18 protein-coding genes are annotated in these 18854 nt (G+C 69.0%); 10 read left to right on the forward strand and 8 right to left on the reverse strand.

What is annotated here, in order from left to right; all coding sequences use genetic code 11:
- Nucleotides 1-43: 43 nt before the first annotated feature.
- Entirely contained in the window at nucleotides 44-274 is a 231-nt protein-coding gene (locus ACFW9Z_RS20155; RefSeq protein WP_384642448.1) for a DUF397 domain-containing protein, read from the reverse strand.
- 482 nt (nucleotides 275-756) lie between these two features.
- Here ACFW9Z_RS20155 and ACFW9Z_RS20160 point away from each other — a divergent pair, with 482 nt between their 5' ends.
- Genes ACFW9Z_RS20160 through ACFW9Z_RS20170 form a run of 3 tightly spaced genes read left to right on the forward strand, consistent with a single transcriptional unit; the run spans nucleotide 757 to nucleotide 2361 of the window.
- Complete coding sequence (locus ACFW9Z_RS20160; RefSeq protein ID WP_384642451.1) at nucleotides 757-1011, forward strand: hypothetical protein; 255 nt, start codon at nucleotides 757-759, stop codon at nucleotides 1009-1011.
- A complete protein-coding gene (locus ACFW9Z_RS20165) occupies nucleotides 983-1498 on the forward strand; it encodes a DUF6879 family protein (RefSeq protein WP_384642453.1) in 516 nt (171 codons plus the stop codon). The genes ACFW9Z_RS20160 and ACFW9Z_RS20165 overlap by 29 nt, the downstream gene beginning before the upstream one ends.
- Nucleotides 1499-1512: 14 nt before the next feature.
- Nucleotides 1513-2361: a helix-turn-helix domain-containing protein gene (locus ACFW9Z_RS20170; protein ID WP_384642456.1), complete on the forward strand. Its 849-nt coding sequence runs from the start codon at nucleotides 1513-1515 to the stop codon at nucleotides 2359-2361.
- Between the two features lie 113 nt (nucleotides 2362-2474).
- Here ACFW9Z_RS20170 and ACFW9Z_RS20175 read toward each other — a convergent pair whose 3' ends face one another.
- The gene (locus tag ACFW9Z_RS20175; protein WP_384642460.1) at nucleotides 2475-3047 is read right to left on the reverse strand and encodes a dihydrofolate reductase family protein; all 573 of its coding nucleotides are present in this window, start codon (nucleotides 3045-3047) and stop codon (nucleotides 2475-2477) included.
- Nucleotides 3048-3229: 182 nt separating this feature from the next.
- On the opposite strand from ACFW9Z_RS20175, the gene ACFW9Z_RS20180 reads away from it, so the two are divergent.
- Both ACFW9Z_RS20180 and ACFW9Z_RS20185 read left to right on the forward strand, forming a co-directional pair.
- The gene (locus ACFW9Z_RS20180; RefSeq protein ID WP_384642587.1) at nucleotides 3230-3703 is read left to right on the forward strand and encodes a hypothetical protein; all 474 of its coding nucleotides are present in this window, start codon (nucleotides 3230-3232) and stop codon (nucleotides 3701-3703) included.
- Nucleotides 3700-4557 (forward strand): class I SAM-dependent methyltransferase, encoded by an 858-nt coding sequence (locus ACFW9Z_RS20185; RefSeq protein WP_384642463.1) that lies wholly within the window; start codon nucleotides 3700-3702, stop codon nucleotides 4555-4557. Before ACFW9Z_RS20180 ends, ACFW9Z_RS20185 begins: the two co-directional genes overlap by 4 nt.
- A 149-nt stretch (nucleotides 4558-4706) precedes the next feature.
- Here ACFW9Z_RS20185 and ACFW9Z_RS20190 read toward each other — a convergent pair whose 3' ends face one another.
- Nucleotides 4707-5702: a hypothetical protein gene (locus tag ACFW9Z_RS20190; RefSeq protein WP_384642466.1), complete on the reverse strand. Its 996-nt coding sequence runs from the start codon at nucleotides 5700-5702 to the stop codon at nucleotides 4707-4709.
- 381 nt (nucleotides 5703-6083) lie between these two features.
- Here ACFW9Z_RS20190 and ACFW9Z_RS20195 point away from each other — a divergent pair, with 381 nt between their 5' ends.
- From ACFW9Z_RS20195 to ACFW9Z_RS20205, 3 genes are all read left to right on the forward strand, one after another.
- A complete protein-coding gene (locus ACFW9Z_RS20195; RefSeq protein ID WP_384642469.1) occupies nucleotides 6084-6968 on the forward strand; it encodes a helix-turn-helix domain-containing protein in 885 nt (294 codons plus the stop codon).
- A 5-nt stretch (nucleotides 6969-6973) separates the two neighbouring features.
- Nucleotides 6974-7171 carry a DUF397 domain-containing protein gene (locus ACFW9Z_RS20200; protein WP_384642472.1) on the forward strand — a complete coding sequence of 66 codons (198 nt, stop codon included), beginning with the start codon at nucleotides 6974-6976 and terminating at the stop codon, nucleotides 7169-7171.
- 153 nt (nucleotides 7172-7324) lie between these two features.
- Nucleotides 7325-8365: a DUF5954 family protein gene (locus ACFW9Z_RS20205; protein ID WP_384642475.1), complete on the forward strand. Its 1041-nt coding sequence runs from the start codon at nucleotides 7325-7327 to the stop codon at nucleotides 8363-8365.
- A gap of 72 nt (nucleotides 8366-8437) precedes the next feature.
- Here the strand turns inward: ACFW9Z_RS20205 and ACFW9Z_RS20210 are convergent, their stop codons facing one another.
- Nucleotides 8438-9763 carry an LCP family protein gene (locus ACFW9Z_RS20210; protein ID WP_384642477.1) on the reverse strand — a complete coding sequence of 442 codons (1326 nt, stop codon included), beginning with the start codon at nucleotides 9761-9763 and terminating at the stop codon, nucleotides 8438-8440.
- Between the two features lie 117 nt (nucleotides 9764-9880).
- On the opposite strand from ACFW9Z_RS20210, the gene ACFW9Z_RS20215 reads away from it, so the two are divergent.
- On the forward strand, nucleotides 9881-10438 hold the full coding sequence (locus ACFW9Z_RS20215) for an acyl-CoA thioesterase (RefSeq protein ID WP_384642480.1): 558 nt from the start codon (nucleotides 9881-9883) through the stop codon (nucleotides 10436-10438).
- A 42-nt stretch (nucleotides 10439-10480) separates the two neighbouring features.
- Here the strand turns inward: ACFW9Z_RS20215 and ACFW9Z_RS20220 are convergent, their stop codons facing one another.
- Nucleotides 10481-11866, reverse strand: a complete 1386-nt coding sequence (locus ACFW9Z_RS20220; RefSeq protein WP_384642590.1) for an LCP family protein — start codon at nucleotides 11864-11866, stop codon at nucleotides 10481-10483.
- Between the two features lie 347 nt (nucleotides 11867-12213).
- Here ACFW9Z_RS20220 and ACFW9Z_RS20225 point away from each other — a divergent pair, with 347 nt between their 5' ends.
- Nucleotides 12214-13263, forward strand: a complete 1050-nt coding sequence (locus ACFW9Z_RS20225) for a glycosyltransferase family 2 protein (RefSeq protein ID WP_384642483.1) — start codon at nucleotides 12214-12216, stop codon at nucleotides 13261-13263.
- A 114-nt stretch (nucleotides 13264-13377) separates the two neighbouring features.
- Here the strand turns inward: ACFW9Z_RS20225 and ACFW9Z_RS20230 are convergent, their stop codons facing one another.
- From ACFW9Z_RS20230 to ACFW9Z_RS20240, 3 genes are all read right to left on the reverse strand, one after another.
- Nucleotides 13378-15120, reverse strand: coding sequence for an LCP family protein (locus tag ACFW9Z_RS20230; RefSeq protein WP_384642486.1), 1743 nt, complete (start codon nucleotides 15118-15120; stop codon nucleotides 13378-13380).
- A gap of 61 nt (nucleotides 15121-15181) precedes the next feature.
- The gene (locus ACFW9Z_RS20235; RefSeq protein WP_384642489.1) at nucleotides 15182-16960 is read right to left on the reverse strand and encodes an LCP family protein; all 1779 of its coding nucleotides are present in this window, start codon (nucleotides 16958-16960) and stop codon (nucleotides 15182-15184) included.
- Between the two features lie 224 nt (nucleotides 16961-17184).
- A complete protein-coding gene (locus tag ACFW9Z_RS20240; protein WP_384642492.1) occupies nucleotides 17185-18579 on the reverse strand; it encodes an LCP family protein in 1395 nt (464 codons plus the stop codon).
- Between the last annotated feature and the right edge of the window lie 275 nt (nucleotides 18580-18854).

Below are 18854 nucleotides of genomic sequence, written 5' to 3' on the forward strand. Positions count from 1 at the left end.
GTCGGCGTGCGGGCGGGGCCGTCAGTCAGGTCGTGCCCGGAGATCAGGCGGAGAGGTCGAACCGCGCGGGATCGATGCCCGCCGCGTCCAGCTCCGCCGTGGTGAAGCGCAGCGGCTCCGCGTCCGGCCGCTTGCTGTCACCCATGGCCCACGCGTCGGGGCCGATCTGGGCGAGCATCACGCACGACTCGCCGTCCGGGTGCGTGCTGCCGCCGCACGCCTTCGAGAACGTCGCCTTCCCGATAGGGAGGGTGTACAGGTCGTCCTTGGGCATGGTTCACCTTCCTGGAATGCAGAACGGTTGATCCTTTACTTACCCGCCCCCGTAAGAGGTGGGAGTTCTGTCGGGCGTAGGAGCCCTCATGGCCTCAGCCGTCAACTCGACTGTTCCGGGCACTTGCCGGTGTGCCGATAGACCGCCACGGGTGGTCCGGACGGGTGCTCGACGATTCCCCGGCGCACCGGGTCGAGGGGTCTGACCGGCTCCAGGCAAGCGGAGCATCGGTGACCCTTAGGTGCGTAGGTCACGTACTCCCACGTCTCGCTGCCTGATTTTGCCGCTGCCATCGCCGTACCGACCTTCCCGGCTCACACGTTCTCGACGTAACGAACCTAAGGAGGGACCGCTGCCGGCCTCCACAAGCTTGCATCGACTTGCACGTCAATTGATCTGGCTCATAGCGGTATTGACGCTGTATCCCCAGTTCGGCCAAGCTGCTGCAAGCCCGAGCAAGCACCTAGACCAGGGAGCCGGCCATGGCCGTAGAGTTCGTGGGAATCGACCCCAACACCGACCGGGACCACTGCCCCACGGTGTGGGCGGACGCGGAAGCGCAGGAGATCCTGTTGCAGGGGTGGAAGCCGAGCCGCGAGACTCGGACGGAGTGCGAGGTGAGCAGTCCTGCGAACGGTCCGGTGCCCGACAGCGAAGCCATCGTCAGGATTCCGGCCCGGATGATTCCGATGATCAGGGAGGCGTGCGATGCCGTCGAGCGTGCCCAGCTTCGCTGAGCTGCTTGGCCGGTGCGAGCGGTCCGCCATCCATCTGGAGCTGCGCGACTCCTACGCTCCGACGGACCGGTTCGAGGCATGGAAGCGCGGCGAGCGGATCAATTGGGAGGACCGCGAATCCTGGTGGCATTCCTATGACCAGTTGATCACGGACACCGTGGCCAGAGGAGTGACGATCCGCCGGGCGAGGGTGATCTCCGAACCCGTATCGGAATACATTCGTTGGGAGCACTACGTTACCCGCGCCAACATCACAGCGGGCGAAGAGGTCCGGTGGCTGCCACGACGACGGGCTACGAGTGTTCCCATGCCGGGAAATGATTTCTGGCTGTTCGATGGCGCATTGCTCCGTGTCCACCACTTCTCCGGTGACGGAGCCGTGGTCGAGGATGAGATCACGGCTGACCCGGAGGCCGTGAAGCTGTGCTCTGCTGCCTTCGAAGCGGTCTGGGAACGAGCGATCCCGCACCACCTGTACAAGATCTGACGAAAGCCAGCTCCATGCCCCCACACCCATCTTCACGTGTGCAGAAAGCCCGTGAAGAAATCGCCGGTCGTCTGCGCGAGATCCGGAAGGATGCGGGAATCAGCGGGCGGGAGCTGGCCGTCAGGTGCCGTTGGTCGGAGTCGAAGTCATCCCGGATCGAGAATGCCAAGACCCCTCCTTCCGACGCGGACATCAAAGCATGGTGCCGAGCCTGTGACGCCGAGGACCGAGCCCTCGACCTGATCGCGGAAAACAGGCAGTCCGCTGATGCTCATGTGCAATGGAAGCAACTCCAGCGGGGCGGTCTCCGTCGTTTGCAGGAGTCCACGGGAGACCTTTACCAACAGACAAAGATATTCCGGGTATACGTCTCCGATGTGATCCCCGGATTCCTCCAGACGCCCGGATACGCCGCCGCTCTGCTGTCGTCCATCGCAGACTTCCGGGGGACCCCGGACGACGTGAGTGATGCCGTGGCGGCCCGGATCAAGCGCAACGCGGTTTTGAGCAACGGCGCACGCCGGTTCTCGTTCGTATTGGAAGAGTCGGTGTTGCGGTACCGGCTGTGCAGCGCCGAGACCATGGCAGCACAGCTTGGCCACTTGCTCGGCGTCATGGATCTCCAGAACGTCGCCGTGGGTATCGTCCCGTTCTCGGCGCAACGGCCTGTGTGGGCGATGCCGACTTTCACGATCTTCGACGACACCAGGGTGCACGCGGACACGCTGGACTCGGCGACCACTCTTACGCAGCCCAGTCAGATCGAGCTGTACGCCCGAGCCTTTGAGCGGCTGTCACAAGGAGCCGCGCGTGGGCCTGCGGCGCGTTCTTGTATAGCGGAGGCCTTGGAGGATCTGGACTGAGTGACCTGTGTGGGTTGTTCGAGGCAGTGCGGAACTACCTCGACACCTCACTCACGGTCGGCTTCCCCAGGAGCTGCCGAGGGCGTACGGCACGATCAGGAGGGGACCGTAGGTCACCGGACGACGTCGAACACGTTCTTCTGGATGCCGTTCGCGTACGCCTCGTGCTCGATCAGCCTCAGCTTCTGGGTGTCCTTGTCCGTCGTGCTGAACAGCCGCTTGCCCGCGCCCAGCAGGAGCGGGAAGACGAGCAGGTGGTACCGGTCGATCAGGCCGGCGTCCGACAGGCTGTGGTTCAGGGTGGCGCTGCCGTGGATGATGATCGGGCCGCCCTCGGTCTCCTTCAGGGCGGCGACCTCGGCCGGGGAGCGCAGGATCGTCGTGTCGCCCCAGTCCGACACCAGGTCGTCCTCCTCGATCGTGGTGGAGACGACGTACTTCGGCATCACCTTGTACTCGGCGAACTCCTCCATCCCCGGCCACACCCCGCTGAACGCCTCGTAGCTGGTCCGGCCCAGCATCAGCGCGGTGGCCTCCTCCTGCTCCCGGCCCTTGATCTCGTACGCCTCCGGGAGGAACTCCACGTCCTTGAAGGTCCACCCCGTGTTCCGGTAGCCGGGCTCCCCGCCCGGGGCCTCCATGACGCCGTCGAGCGAAACGAAGGCGGTGCTGATCAGAGTGCGCATCAGGGGCTCCTGGGTATCTCGTGCGGGCATTCGGTGCGGGTGCCTCGCATGGGCACCAACTCTTACGGACGTACTGACCGCGCGACCCGCAGAAACTCATCGGTCCACCCGCACCCCACCGCTCCGGACCACTCACGACCCACTCCCGCCCACGGCCGGTAGCCTCCCTCCCCATGACTGGAATGGCCGAACTCGACAGGCTCACCGCCCTCTTCCGCGCCCTGGGAGCGGACGGCGACGACGCGGCGGACTGGGCCGAATCCGAGGCCGAGGAGGGGCTGCCGCAGCTCGCGCGCTACCGGTTCCTGCGGACGGTGTGGCAGGACGTCGACGCCTGGACCGCGGAGGCGCCCCGCTGGGTGGCTGCCTACCGCAGCGACGGCGTGGCCGCCGGAGCCGTCGACCGTGCCCTCGCCGCCGGGCTCACCCCTGAAGACCTCGGCGACCTGGCCCGCGAGGTGGCCCGGGAGGCCGTGTTCGGGGTGCTGTACGCCCTCGCCGACCCGGCGGACGGGTCGCTGCCCACCGAGGTGGAGGACCAGCTCCCGCGCTGGCGGCTGGCGGAGCTGGACCCGGAAGGTCATCCGACGGGCCGTCACCTCGACGCCCTCCACGAGGACTTCGCCGGTCTCGAACCGAAGGGGATCGTGCCGTGACGGGTACTTCCACCCCCTCCGGCGGGCCCCGAGCCACGAACACCCCCACCCCCTTCGACGACGCCGAACGGCGCATCTGGTCCGGCCGCGCCCCCGCATACGCCCGCACCTACGCCCAACTCTGCGCGCACCCCGTCCCCGCCCTCCTCGACGCCGCCCGGGTCCCACCCGGTGCCCGCGTCCTCGATGTGGGCTGCGGCAGCGGGACCGTGAGTGCGGCGGCGCTCGCGCGCGGGGCTGCGGCCGTTCACGCCGTCGACGCCGAGCCCGGCATGGTGGAGGTGACCCGGCGGGCGGTGCCGGATGCTGATGTGCGGGTGGGGCGGTTGCCCGAACTGCCCTACGCGGACAGCTCCTTCGATGCCGTCCTCGGTAACTTCGTCCTCAACCACGTCGGCCGCCCCCTCGCCGCCCTGGCCGAGCTCCGCCGGATCACCCGGCCCGGCGGCCGTGTCGCGGTCACCATCTGGCGGGCACCCGGAGCCCCCGGCCAGACCCTGATCGGCCGGGCTGCCCAGGCCGCCGGTCTCACCCGCCCCTACTGGCTCCCCGCCCTCGCCCCCGAGGACGCCTTCCCCCGTACGCCCGAAGGGCTCGCCGCCCTGTTCGGCACGGCTGGATTCCTGGAGGCCGAGTGCGTCGAGCTGGCCTGGGAACATCTCTCCGGTGCCGGGGAGTGGTGGGCCGGGGCCGAGCAGGGGATCGGGGCGATCGGCCAGGTCCTCAACAGTCGGGGTGCGGAGGGCGTGGCGGAGGCCAGGCGTGCGTACGACGGTCTCTGCGCCGCATTCCGTTCGGCGGACGGCACCCTGGTGCTGCCCCACCTCGCCCTGCTGGCGGCGGGGACGGCGTAGAGCGGGGACGCCGTCAGACGTAACGCGGGAGGCCTTCGGCTTCCACCTCGACATCCGGGGTCCCCGTATGCGCAAGGACGTCGTCCGGGGCGATGGTCATGGCGTGCGCTCCTCGATCGTGCCCAGGGATAAGGATCGTCCCCTTCATGCTAGGACGCCTCCAGGAGCTCGCTCCGGCAGCCGCGGCAGTGGCCCGGTTCCATGGCGCGGAACGCGTGGTCGCAGCGGTCGCAGTTCTGGAGCGGGATGACGAGGGGGCGGTGGCGGACCGGGGGCAGTTCCTCGGTGCCGGGGAGCGGCGGGGGCAGAAGCGCGGTGAGGCGGTGCTTGACGATCTTCGCCGGGTACTTGGGAGGCTGCGGGAGATCGGTCGTCAGAGCGTGGCGGATCGCGTCGGGGTGCGCGTCGCGCTCCAGCCAGGCGGCCACCCCGGGCACCAGCTCCTCGATGTGCTCCTCGGAGAGCACCAGCTCCTTCGCGTGACGCCGCAGGCCGGCGAGGAGCGCGGAGGCGGCCCGGTGCAGCTCCGGGGTGAGCTCGCGGGGCTGGGGGAGCGGTCGGCGCGGCGGCTTGGGCGCGGTGCGCGACGGTACGCGGACCGGGGGGTGTGCCTCCCGTACGGGGGTGGGTACGGGGTCGGGTGCGGGAGCGAGCGCCGGTGCGCCAGCAGGTTCAGCCACCACAGGCCCCGGCGCCTCCGCAGGCGCCACCTCCGCCACCGGCACCGGCGGCACCGGCACCACCGCAGGCACCCGCACTACCGCCCCGCCCCGCAGCACCTCCTCCGGCTGGTTGCAGAACACCGTACGGGTGACCATCCGGCCGTTCGTCAGCCTCACGCGCATCCGGTGCAGGTAGCCGTGGGTCTCCAGCTCGCGCAGCGCGGACGTGATGGTCCTCTCGCCCTCGATGAATCGGGCCACGAGGGCCTTGATGCCCACCTTCGTACCGGCGGGCAGCGACTGGATGTGCACGCCCAGCCCGATCGCGGTGAGCGACAGCTCGGTGTGCTGGGAGAGGTGGTTGCCCACGACCGTGAACCGGCTCGTGTGCGGGATCACGAGGTGGATCACGCCGGAGGTGGGGAGAGGGCCCGGAAGTTCTGTCAGGGCGCGGGTGAGGGCAGTATTCTGCTGGGTATCCATCGGGAAGGTTTCGCTTCCTTGGTGGTCAGGCCCTCGATCGGGATTCACAGTCCCGGCCGAGGGCCGACGTATGTCTGATGTCTGGTGGCGTGAGCATATGCCTGCCAACCCGCCCGAAATCCAGCCCAGTTGGTGAATATCACCCGTGTGGGTGACCAGTCCTCCCGTAGTTGACCACCGGGATCGGGTGGGGTGGGGTTGGGTAATTTCTCTTGGTTCTTTAAGTACTTGATGTCGTGGCCCACCGGGTCGCGGTCGGCCACGACCCGGTGGGCGGGGCACCGGGTCGTGATGTGCCACGACCCGGTCTGAGCAGCGATTTCGGGTGGATTTCCGGGGATCTGCCATCTGATGCGGCCCGCCGTCCCTACGCTGCGCAGCATGGCTGACGAAGACGACAGGCGCGGCGCGGAGGCGGACGGGGCCTTAACCGAGCCGGATCTCGAACTGGACATCGATCCGGCCGACGATTCGAGCGCGGTGATGGCCGCTGTGGGGCGGCAGATCAGACTCTGGCGGGAGTCGGCGGGGCTGCGCGCCGCCGAGCTCGGTGCGGCGATCGGGTACGGCGAGGATCTCGTCTACAAGGTCGAGAGCGGACGGCGCATCCCCAAGCCGGAGTTCCTCGACGGTACGGACAGGGTGGTGGGTGCGCGCGGAATGATCTCCGCGATGAAGAAGGACGTGGCGGAGGCCCGCTACCCGAAGAAGGTGAAGGACCTTACCAAGCTCGAACGGCAAGCGGTCGAGCTCGGCGCGTACGACAACCACAACATCAACGGGCTGCTCCAGACCGCCGAATACGCCCGTGCGCTCTACGAGATGCGGCGGCCGGCGTTCGGGCCCGACGAGGTCGATCGGTATATCGCGGCGCGGCTGGCGCGGCAGGAGATCTTCCGGCGGAAGCCGTTGACCATGCTCACCTTCGTTCAGGAGGAGGTGACGATCCGGCGGCCGCTCGGCGGGCGTGAGGTGTTGCGGCGTCAGCTCGAACACCTTCTGGAAATCGGGCAGTTGCGGAACGTCGAGATCCAGGTAATGCCGACCGACCGGGAGGACCACGCCGGGATGGGCGGTCAGCTCCAACTTCTCAAGTTCAAGGATGGTACAGCGGTGGGACAATGGGAGAGCCAGTTGTTCAGCCGCCTGACCTTCGACCCCAAGGAGATCCGGATCCTGGAGCAGCGGCTCGGTCTCGTCCGCGCTCAGGGGCTCACTCCACGGGAATCGCTGGCCTTCATCGAGAAAGTGCTGGGAGAGACATGATGCGCATGACCCCGAGTGGTGACAGCTCTGCTCTGGAGTGGTTCAAGAGCAGTTACAGCAGCAACGACGGTCCCGCCTGTGTCGAGGTGGCCGCTGCTCGTAGTGCTGTGCACGTGCGTGATTCCAAAGACCTGACCCGGCCGTCCCTCGGCTTCACCTCCGGCGCCTGGGCCGACTTCGTCCCGTACGCCTCCGGTAGTTGAGGGCGCGGCCCTCACCGTACGTTCCGAGCGCGCTCCGGCCCCGATCGGTGGCGGAGCGCGCTCGTGTGCGTCAACTCGGGGTCCGTCCGACCCCGTTCGGCCCTTTGTGGCGGAAACCCTGACACCGGCACCCCCCTTCGGCACACTGGGTACATGGACGATCACCCGGGGAAGCCACCGGACCACCTCACCATCAACGTCACCCACCGCGACGACCCCATCTTCGGGGTCACCGAGGCCGATGCCTTCGCCTCGATCCGCAAGTATCCGGAGATCGTGCTGCGCGGGCCGCTGTTCGGGCTCGCCGAGCAGCGGCGCGGGGACCGGCCGCGGTGGCGGCTGATGGGGGAGATGGACACCGGGTTCCCGCAGATGGCCCGGGACGAGCTCAACTCGCACCTGTGGTTCAAGGCGAAGGACGACACCGACGACCCGCGCGTACGGAAGTCGCTGCTGGCCGCCGTGGCCCGGCTGGAGACGGAGTCCGTCGACGACCTGTCCGCCGCCGGGGTGCGCTACCGCGTCGTGCGCGCCGACGAGTTCGCCCGGATCGGCGGCGGGCGGCTGGAGCCGCCCCGGCCCAGCGACCCCGACTCCGACGACTGGGACATGCGCGCACCCGAGCCCCCGCGCACCAAGGGGTTCGTCGTCGACCACGCGGCGGCCGTCGGGCTGACCGAGGGGCTCGACCGGCTGAATCTGCTGCCGCTCTCCTACACGTCGAGCCGGTTCCCCGAGGACGTACGGGCCGATTCCCAGCGGGCGTTGACCACCCACCCGGGGGTCGTACTGCTCCCGGCGACGTTCCGGGTCGTGGAGCGGAAGGACAATTCCTGGTCGATGGTGACCGGGCAGTTCTCGACCCCGCAGGGCGCCCGCCGCTCCCTCGTCTACTACTTCAAGGAGGTGCTGCCGAAGCTGGAGAAGGTGAGCGAGAAGGACATCGCCATCTACGCCCGCGCCGCCGACAAGTTCGCCGGGCGCCTGCGGCCCAATGAACTCGTGGTGCGGGGACGCCGGTTCGACGTCGTCCGGGTCGAGCGGGTGATGCGCATCGGGCCGGACGGACCGGAGAAGCCGCGCCCGTCCGACGTGGACGACTACGGGCCCTCCCAGATCCACCCGCTCATGGACGAGAACGGGAAGATCACCTACGAGACGTCGGCAGACACAGACACAGACACAGACACATAGACATAGGAGAAGCTGTTTGGCTCCGGGGTGCGCCCATCGGGACTCCCGGAGCCAAACAGCTTCTTCCGTACGTCAGTTGCCGGTGACCGTGACCTTCTCGTCGTTCTTCAGCTGCTCCACGAGCTGCTTCACCTTCGCCTTGTCCCAGACCAGGTTCCCGCCGACGCTGCCCGAGATCGGCATGTTCATCGACGTACCGTCGCCGCCCGAGACGCCCTTCATTGCGAAGAACATCTGGCTCAGCGACCAGAGCGACATGTCCTTGTCCACGATCAGGGTGTCCAGGCCCGCGCCCATCGTCGGGTACAGCTTGAACGGGTTGAGGATCGTGGACGGGGTCGCCGTCTGGCTCGCCAGGGCCGCGAGGAACTTCTGCTGGTTCTTCGTACGGTCCAGGTCGCTGCCCTTGAACGCGTACCGGGTGCGGACGAAGGCCAGGGACTCCTCGCCGTTCAGCGTCTGCTTCCCGGCCTGGAAGTCGGCGCCGGACTTCTTGTCCTTGAACGCCTTCGGGATGTCCATCTCGACCCCGCCGAGCGCGTCCACGATGTTCGCGAAGCCGCCGAAGCCGATCTCGACGTAGTGGTCGATGCGCAGGCCGGTGTTGAACTCGACCGTGCGCACGAGCAGTTCGGGGCCGTCCTCGGCGTACGCGGCGTTCAGCTTCACCTGGCGGCCGGTGCCCGGGAACAGCTTGCCGGACTCGGAGCCCTTGAAGGAGGGGATCTCCACGTTGGAGTCGCGGGGGAGCGAGATCAGCGTCGGGCCGTTGGAGCCCCGGTGCAGGATCATCATCGAGTCGGTGCGCTTGCCCTCGGCGGAACCGGTGCGCAGCCGCTTCTTGTCCTCCGCCGACATGCCCTCGCGGCTGTCGGATCCGACGATCAGGTAGTTCGTGCCCTTGCCCTCGCTGGGGCGCTCGATGACCTTGGAGAGGTCCACCTCGCGCTTGAGCTTCGAGTCGGCCCAGAAGTACGTGGAGACGGAGACCACGAGGAACACGACGACCAGGGTCAGCGAGCCGATCTTGATCCGGCGGCGCCAGTCCGGTGCGGGGCGGCCCTGGACGTAACCCGCGTCACCTCCGGCGCGGCCGCCGCCACGGCCACGGCCGCCCGCGCCGCCGCCGTAGACCTGGCCGGTGTTGTAACCGCTGTCGTATCCGGGGTCGGGGTTGTTGCCGTAGCCGGGGGAACCGCTCGGGTAGCGGTCGTCGTACCCGCCCTGGCTCTGCGGGGGCACCTGGGGCCTCTGCGGCGGCACGGGCGGCCTCTGCGGCGGGGCCGGGCGGCGCTGGATGTGGGGCATCGCCCGGGCGCTCTCGGGCTGGGGGCTCGCACTGCCCCGCCCATAGCGCTCGCTGCGGTCGCCGGTCCGTCGATCGGGCCAATCGTTCATCCGAACAGTGTGCCGTCCCGACCCACAGCTATTACAGGGTGTAAGGGAAATCGCACCAGGGCTGTTGCGAAGCTGATGCATTCTGCGGGATCGGGGTCCGCGCATAAGGTGGACTGTATGACAGATCAGGCCACCCGCTCGGAGCGCTCGGAAGAAGAGATTCCGGGCAAGCCCACTGCCGCGTCCCGCACCACCCTCAGCCACATCATGACCGGCAGCGACACCAACCTCCTGGGTACGGTGCACGGTGGCGTGATCATGAAACTGGTCGACGACGCGGCGGGTGCCGTGGCCGGACGGCACTCCGGCGGGCCCGCGGTGACCGCGTCGATGGACGAGATGGTGTTCCTGGAGCCGGTCAGGGTCGGCGACCTCGTCCACGTACGCGCGCAGGTGAACTGGACGGGCCGTTCCTCGATGGAGGTCGGCGTCCGTGTGATGGCCGAGCGCTGGAACGAGTCCACCCCCGCCCAGCAGGTCGGCAGCGCCTATCTCGTCTTCGCCGCCGTCGACGGGGACGGCAAGCCGCGCCGCGTACCGCCGGTGATCCCCGAGACCGAGCGCGACAACCGGCGCTACCAGGAGGCGCAGATCCGGCGTACCCACCGGCTCGCGCGCCGCCGGGCGATCAAGGAGCTGCGGGAGCGGCGCGCCGCCGAGGGCATCGACGACTGAGGTCCCCGTACGGTCCGTACCGTCCGTATCGCCGTAGCGGTTCTACGGGCACACCGCCTCGTCGCCCGTCACCGTGGAGAACTCGCCCTCGTGCTTGGTCTCCGCCCGCACCGGCCGCACCTTCGTGAAGTCCGATCCGGCCGTCACCTCCATCGTGGCGCCCTGCCCCTTCACCGCCTTCAGCTCGCTCCCCGGCAACGCCGTGGCCAGCGACTTCGCCGACCGGTCCCAGCGCGGGTCGTACGTCACGAGGGTCCGCTCCAGGTCCCGCAGCCTGCCGTTGAGCGGGGCGTCCGTGGTGTTGAAGCCGGTGGCGCGCAGGCCCGCGTCCACGTCCTTGCCGAGGCCGTCCTTCGGGGTGCCGTTGTAGACCTGGACCCGGATCTCCTCCGGCGCCACGTCCACCAGGGTCGCCGGGGCCTTCTTCGGCGCGTCCGCCGCGGGCTTCGGCTTCACGGGGGCCAGCGGCCGGTCCTCGCGCAGCGCCTGGAACAGCTTCTTCGCCTTCGCCGCGTCCCACTGGACCGTGGAGCCGATGCCCTTGACCGGGAAGCTCGGGTTCCCGATCGGTACGGAGGTGAACTCCGACGACGCCGGGCTGAAGTCCTTCATCGCCCTGCCGAGCGCCAGCATCTCCTCCGTACCGAACCCCTCGTCGGCCCGGACCGAGCCCAGCACCGAGGCGGAGACCTGCTGGAACTTCACCGGGTTCAGCAGCACCCCGCTGCCGGTCGCCTGCTTGATCAGCGCCGCCATGAACTTCTGCTGCCGCTGCATCCGGCCCAGGTCGGACCCCACGTCGACATGGCGGGAGCGTACGTACTGGAGCGCCTGGCCGCCGTCGAGCCGATGGGTGCCCGCGGGCAGGTCCAGTCCCGTGTACGCGTCCTTCATCGGCCGGGCCGTGCAGATCTGCACCCCGCCCACCGCGTCGACCGTCTTCATGAAGCTGGTGAAGTCGACCTCCAGATAGTGGTCGACCTTGATCCCGGTCATGTGCTCGACCGTCCGCACGGTCAGGGTCGGCCCGCCCTCCGCGTAGGCGGCGTTCAGCTTCACGGGGTGGCTGTTGTGCTTCTGGCCGGTGGTGCGGTCGGTGTGGGCGGGGATCTCGGCGTAGCTGTCGCGGGGGAGGCTGACGACGCTCGCCCGCTGCTTGTCGGCCGAGAGGTGGACCAGCATGATCGTGTCCGTGCAGTGGCAGGGCGCGCCGCCCAGCCGGTACTTCTGCTTCTCCGCCTTCGTGATGGTGTCCCGGCCGTCGGTCCCCACGAGCAGCAGGTTCGTGCCGTGCCCGGACTGCGGGCGGTTCTTCATGTCCTTGAACGGGTCGACCCGGCCGATCCCGCCCTCCAGGTTGCTCACCACCGCGTGACCGATCCCGCCCGCGCCCAGCACCAGCACGGAGAGCCCGGTGGCCACCCGCATCCCCCAGCGCGGCCGCTCGTCCTGCTTCCGGGAGCGGACCGGCCGGGCACCCTGCGGTGGACGGCGGCGCGGGGGAGTGGTGCGGGGACGGGGCGGGTGCTGGGGTGGACGGGGGGTGGGCACGGGGGGAGACACCTCCGCGGTGCACGGGGGGACGGAGACACCTCTGCGGTGCAAGGGGACCATCGCACGGTAGGCCCATACGATCTCCGCCCCTGACCACCACCCGGCGGCGCGCGCACCGGTGTCCCCCATTCGCGGTAACGTGGCGGCCGAATAACGCCGCCTCCCGGGGTGCGGAACCCCTGGCGCTCCGAGGACCACCCGCAGGACCACCCGAGGACCACATGTCTGCCGCGCAGTACCCCGCCGTCTCCGTGATCATGCCGGTGCTCAACGAGGAACGCCATCTCAGGAACTCGGTCCGGCACATCCTGGAGCAGGAGTACGCCGGTGAGATGGAGGTCGTGATCGCGCTCGGCCCCTCCGCCGACCGCACGGACGAGATCGCGGCCGAGCTGGTCGCGGAGGACCCCCGGGTCCACACGGTCCCCAACCCCACCGGCCGTACCCCCGCCGCCCTCAACGCGGCGATCAAGGCCTCCCGCCACCCGATCGTCGTACGGGTCGACGGCCACGGGATGCTCTCGCCGAACTACATCGCCACCGCCGTCCGCCTCCTGGAGGAGACCGGCGCGCAGAACGTCGGCGGCATCATGCACGCCGAGGGCGAGAACGCCTGGGAGGAGGCCGTCGCCGCCGCGATGACCTCGAAGATCGGCGTCGGCAACGCGGCCTTCCACACCGGCGGCCAGGCGGGCCCGGCCGAGACCGTCTACCTGGGCGTCTTCCGGCGCGAGGCGCTGGAGCAGGCCGAGGGCTACAACGTGGAGTTCATCCGCGCCCAGGACTGGGAGCTGAACTTCCGCATCCGCGAGGCGGGCGGGCTGATCTGGTTCTCGCCCGAGCTGAAGGTCCAGTACCGCCCGCGCCCCTCGGTGAAGGCGCTCGCCAAGCAGTACAAGGACTACGGCCGGTGGCGCCATGTCGTCGCCCGCTACCACTCCGGCTCGATCAACCTCCGCTACCTCGCCCCGCCGACCGCCGTCGTCGCCATCGCGGCGGGCCTGGTGGTGGGCGCGGCCGTCACCCCGTGGGCGCTGATCGTCCCGGGCGGGTACCTGGCCGCGATCGTCGCCGGTTCGCTGCCTGCGGGCAAGGGGCTCTCGCTGAAGGCCCGCGCGCAGATCCCGGTGGCGTTGGCGACCATGCACATGTGCTGGGGCTTCGGCTTCCTCACGAGCCCGCGCTCCCTGGCCAAGCGGGTCATCGCCAGCCGTCGGCCTTCGTTGACGAGCAGCAGTAGCGGTAGCAGTAGCAGCAGCGAGACGGTCTGAGGCGCGGTCTGAGGCCTGGACTTGGTCGTTGAAGAGGGGCCCCGCTGCTGAGCGGCGGGGCCCCTCTCGTACGTCACGTACAGGCCGTTCTCGTTCGAACGGCCCGTTACCGGGTCACCAGGTGTACGCCGGGTTGACCTTCATGCACCCCTTCTCCTCGCCGTTGAGCGCCCCCGCCGACTCCGGGGTCTTCTCCTTGCCCCGGGAGGCCGGGTAGGGCCCGTCCTCCCGCCAGTCGGCGCCCACGGCGAGCGAGATGCCCGAGACGTCGGTCGACCGCTTCACCTGAGACAGCGGGATGCCGAGCGCCTTGGCGACCGCCTGGGCGTCCCCCTCCAGATCCGCGCTCGGGAACAGGATGCCGGTGCGCGCCGACGCGGCCACGTTCCCGGGGTCCACGGTGGTCTTCACGAAGCCCGCCTCCGTCAGCAGCTCCGCCACGGCACCCGCGCGCCCCGAGGCCGGGGCGAGCGTGTCGGTGCCGGTCCCGTTCCGTACGGCCACGGCGATCTCACCGACCGGCGCGGACGGGTCCTTCGGCTCCGCCGGCTTCCGCTTGGAGGCCTTGCCGTCCAGCGGGACATCCTCGCGGACCATCCGGAACAGCTGCTCCGCGTCGCCCGCCTTGGGGTAGACCCGGCCCCGGTTGGCGCCGGTGCCGTACACGTTCGGCATGGTCGACATCGTGATGCGCTTCGTCGGGACCTTCTTGAACTCCTCGGCCAGGTCGTAGAGCTTCTTGACCGAGTCGAGGCCCTTGTCGACCGTCAGCGCGTTGGTCGCGGCCTCGGCGAGGCTCATCAGCTTGACCGGATCGGTGAGCTTGGTGCCCTCGCGCAGCTCACGGACCATCGAGTTCATGTACTGGTGCTGGGCCTTGGCCCGCGCGAGGTCGCTGCCGTCTTCGAAGCCGTACCGGGTGCGCAGCCACTGGAGGGCCTGCTCGCCCTTGACGTACGTGGTGCCCTTCTCCAGCCTCAGCCCGGAGCCGCCCCGGCCGTTCGCGCCGCGTGAGTAGATGTTGGCGTCCACACAGACCGGGACGCCGCCGATCGCGTCGGCCATCGAGACCACACCGGCGAAGTCGATCATCATGAAGTGGTCGATCCGGATGCCGGTCAGCTCGTACCAGGCGGCCACGGTGCAGCCCGGACCGCCGCGGCCCAGGCTCTGGTTGGTCTGCACGTCCACGGTGCTGGCCGGGAAGACCTCGCCGTCCGGGGCGGTGCACTTGGGCATCTTCAGCATGGTGTCGCGCGGCATGGTGACCACGGAGAGGTTGGAGCGGTCCGCGGAGATGTGGAGCAGCATCTGCACATCGGCCAGCGGGGGTGCGCCGAAGGTCTCCTTCGCGCCGCCCAGCTTCTGGTTCGCCTCGGAGTCCCGGGCGTCGGAGCCGATGAGCAGGATGTTGAGCGGGGTCTGCCCGGCGGCGTTGGCCTTGTGGTCGGCCATCGGCTTGTCGCCGAGGGTCAGGTCCTCCTTCTTGATGTTGCCGTTGAGGTGCTCGTAGTACAGGTAGCCGGCCCCACCGGCGGCGAGTATGAGCAGGGCGAGTACGGAGGAGGCCCAGCGCAGCACGCGCCGTTTGCCGCTCTTGGGGGCGCGGCGGGTGTTCCGGCCCCGCGCTCCCGGACGCCGCCGCCCGGGGCCGTCGGGTGACGCCTTGGCAGCCGTACCGCTGTCGCTGCCCCCACCGCCACTGCTGTCGTCGCTGTCGCCGCCACCGCTTCCGCGGCGCGTGCGGTCCGCGTCGTCCCGGTCCCCGTCCTCGTACAGGCCACTGCCCCGGCCGTGCCGGTCCGCGTGGCGGACGCGTGACCGTGTCCCCTCCCCGGGCGTGCTGCTCCGTCCCACCGGACGACCCCCCATGCTGTTCAGATTTCCGCTGCGGCGCGGTGACCCGGCGACCTCGGTGTCACTTGGCGCAGACTTCCTTGTCGGCGCTTGCCTTTTCGATGTTGTCCGGGATCTTCGCCGGTCCCGTGATGGGGATGCCCGCGCCCTTGAAGTCGCCCCCCAGCGTGAGCACCATCGCCTGAAGCCCCTCGGCGTCGGCGGTGCCCGGCTTCATGGCCGTGGCGGGCAGCCCCATCATCTCGGCGAGCGCGCGGGCCTGGTCGGCCTGGTTGGGCGCGTACTCCAGTGTCGTCTTCTTGATCTTCTCGGGGGCGTTGGCCTTGTTGGTCGACTTCAGCACGCCCTGCTGGTTCTGGAGCCAGGTGACGGTCGCGAACGCGGCCCCCGAGATCTCACCGCCGTTGAGGACGTCCACGCGGACGTCGGCGGGGTCGGCCTTCGGGCCCTTGAGGAGGGCCGCCTGCTTGCTCTTGGCGGCCTTCTTCTGCTGCTTCACCTCGGTCAGCGAGGTGTCGGAGCGCATCATCGCGAAGAGCGGTTCGGCCCTCACCTCGTCCACGACCACGGTGATGGGCTTCGGCTCCTCCGGGTTGTCCTTGACCGGCAGCGTGACGAAGGTGATGTTCTTGGCGTCGACCTTGCCGAGCTCCTGGGCGAGGGTCATCAGCTTGGTCGCGCTGCCGATGCCCTGGTCGACGGTCAGGGACTTGGTCGCCGCGTCGGCCAGCTTGAAGAGCTTCTTCGGGTTGGTGAGCGTGTCGCTCGACTTCATCTCACGGATCATCGAGCCGAGGAACTGCTGCTGGACCTTGATCCGGTCGAGGTCGCTGCTGTTGCCGAAACTGTTACGGGTGCGCAGCAGCGCGAGCGCCTGCTCGCCCTGCACGGTGGACGGGCCCGCGGGCAGGTCGAGGTGGGACTTGGGGTCCTTGACCGGCTTGGCCATGCAGACCTTGACGCCCTCGACCGCCGTCGTCAGCTCCTTGACCGCGTTGAAGTCGACCATCATGAAGTGGTCCGTCTCGATGCCGGTGATCTCCGCGACCGTCTTCATGGTGCAGCCGGGGTCCCGCCCGTCCTGGCCGAGGCTGACGTTGAAACGCTCCTTCTCGATGCCGGGAATGACCGCGGTGCTGCCGTCCGGCTGCTTCGTCTCACACTCGGGGATCCTGGTCTTCAGGTCGCGCGGGATGCTCAACGCCGTCGCGTTGGTGCGGTCCTCGGAGACGTGGAACAGGATGGTGGTCTCGGCGTGGCCGGGGCTGTTCTTGTCGCCGTACCCCTCGTTGCCCTTGCCGGTGCGCTTGTCGGTGCCGATGATCAGGATGTTCATCGGGCCGTCGCTGAGGACGTTCTTGCTGCCCTGCTTGCCGATGTCGACGGTGGCGATGTTGCTGTTGAACCGCTGGTAGAGGAGGTACGTGCCCAGCGAGGCGGCGACCACCAGGAACGCCAGCACCCCGCCCGTCCACATCAGCGCCTTCTTGCGGCGCGCCTTCGGGGCCTTGCGCTTGCGGCGGCCCGCGGTGGCCGTGGCCTCCGCGCCGCGCCCGCCGCTCTGGGCGGACCGGCGGCTGCGCTGGCCGGGCACCTCGCGGCGGGGGGTGTCGGCGGAGCCTTCACGGGAGCCCGCTCCCCGGCGTCCGGAACCCTCGCGCGAACCGCTCCCCGCGTCGCCGCCGTGGCCGGAATCCTCAGCGGTCGCCGTACGCGCCGCGACCGGGGACTCCGCTGCGGATTGGTCCAGTCGCAGTTCGTAATTGCCGGTGTGCGGGTTGAGTACCCACTGGTCTGCGGGGTCGATATCGTCCGCCCGCCCACGGCTTTGCGCATCCACGGTTGTTTGAGTCCTCCGTCGGTGCCACGCGAGGCGCCTTCCCCCGGCAAGGCGCTCGTTCCTTCGCTCCAGCAGTGCGCGACCTGACGGCCGGAAACACCGGATCGCGTCACACTATCCGCCCGGTTCTGAAAGGGGCGACGTGCGTGACCTACACCACGTCCCTTACAACCGGGCATACTTCCCAATCCGTGCCGATTGTCTTCTATGTCTTGGCAATTGCTTTACTGCTCGCACAGGTCGTCCGCGGCGCTCGAACCCGAATAGGTGGGCGTCGGGGTCGGACTTCCGGAGCCGGCGTCGTCCGGTTTCCCATCCTGTTCAGGGTCTTTGCCCTTCTCGGCGTCCTTCTCGGCGTCCTTGAGTTCGTCCGCCGGGGCCACGGCGACGGGCTTGTCCTCGCGGAGCTGCTTGAAGAGTTCGCTCGCGTCCGGTTCGACCAGTTCATCCCGGTTGGGGTTGTTCCGGTACGGCTGCCGGGGCACGGTGAGGAACTGCACCCGGTCGGTCGGCACATCCCGCATGCTGCGCACCAGGTCGTACAGGTCCCGCAGCGAGTCGAGCCCCGGGTCCGTCGTCAGCGACTTGGTCGCCGCGTCCAGCACCGGGTAGAGCCGTGTCGGGTTGAGCAGGACGCCATTGCTCTGCATCTTGTTGACCAGGGCGCCCAGGAACTTCTGCTGGCGCTCCATGCGTTCGGTGTCGCTGCCGTCGCCGAGGGTCTTGCGCGCCCGTACGTAGCCGAGGGCCTCCTCGCCGTTGAGCGTCTGCCGCCCGGCCGGGAGCTCAAGCTGTGCGTCCTTGTCGTCGATCGGCTTCTGGAGGCAGATCTCGACCCCGTCCACGGCGTCGACCATGTCCTTGAACCCGTTGAAGTCGACGACCATGTGGTGGTCGATCCGGATGCCGGTCAGCCGCTCCACGGTACGGATCGTGCAGGCGGTGCCGCCGAGCTCGAACGCGGAGTTGAACTGGGTGAACTGCTCCCGGGTCTTCTTGTCGTCCGAGGTGCGGCAGCTGGGGATCTCCACCATCAGGTCGCGCGGCAGGGAGACGGCGGTGGCGCTCTTCCGGTCCGCCGCGAGGTGCAGCAGGATCGTGGTGTCCGAGCGCTGGCTGCCGCCGTCGTCGCGGCCGTACTTGCTGTTGTCGCCCGCCCGGCTGTCGGACCCGATGAGCAGGATGTTCTGGGCGTCCAGGACGGCGGGGGTGGGCCGCTCCTTCTCGTACACCTTCAGCTCGGCGGCGGCGCCGGTGTCGGTGGTGATGTTGCCGTCGAGCTTCTTGTACAGCCACCAGCCGGCGCCCGCGGAGATGAGCACGAGGAAGGAGGCGGCGAGAGCCGCCCAGCGCAGCCACGGGCGCTTGCGCCGGGCGGTGGTGCCGTCCTTGGGGTGATCGGCCCAGGTCTGTACGCCGCCGCTGCCGACGCCCTTGCCCTCCTCCTTGCCCTCCTCCTTGTGCTCCTCCGCGCCTTCCTTCCGGCCTTCGGCGGAGGGTCTTTCGGGGGACGGTTCCGGCGAGTCCTCGGGCGCCCCCGGCTGCTCCTGCGACCTGCCCTGCGGCGTCTCCCCGGCCGGGTGGTCCGGGTCGGCCGGCGTGCCAGCACTGTCGGTCACGTCTGCGTCCATCCTTCACGTTCGGCGGCGCGATGGGCCGCCGGTCGCAGGAGTAGACGGCTGAACCTCACGCTTGGTTGTGCACTGCCAGGAGAGTGGTCTGTACCGCCGATCATCTACCCGCTCCGGCGATCGATACCGGGGGCTCGGCCCGCTGTGGGCCGGACGAGTGCACCTCAGGGCGCTTGTCATACCGCGCTGTTGACCGATTCCCTGGGAAACCGTTCCCCCGGGAACGCGTGTGGTTCGGGCGGCGGTGCCAGTGCCCCGGCACC

The organism is Streptomyces sp. NPDC059452 (assembly GCF_042750035.1).
In the GTDB taxonomy this organism is placed as follows: Bacteria; Actinomycetota; Actinomycetes; order Streptomycetales; family Streptomycetaceae; genus Streptomyces.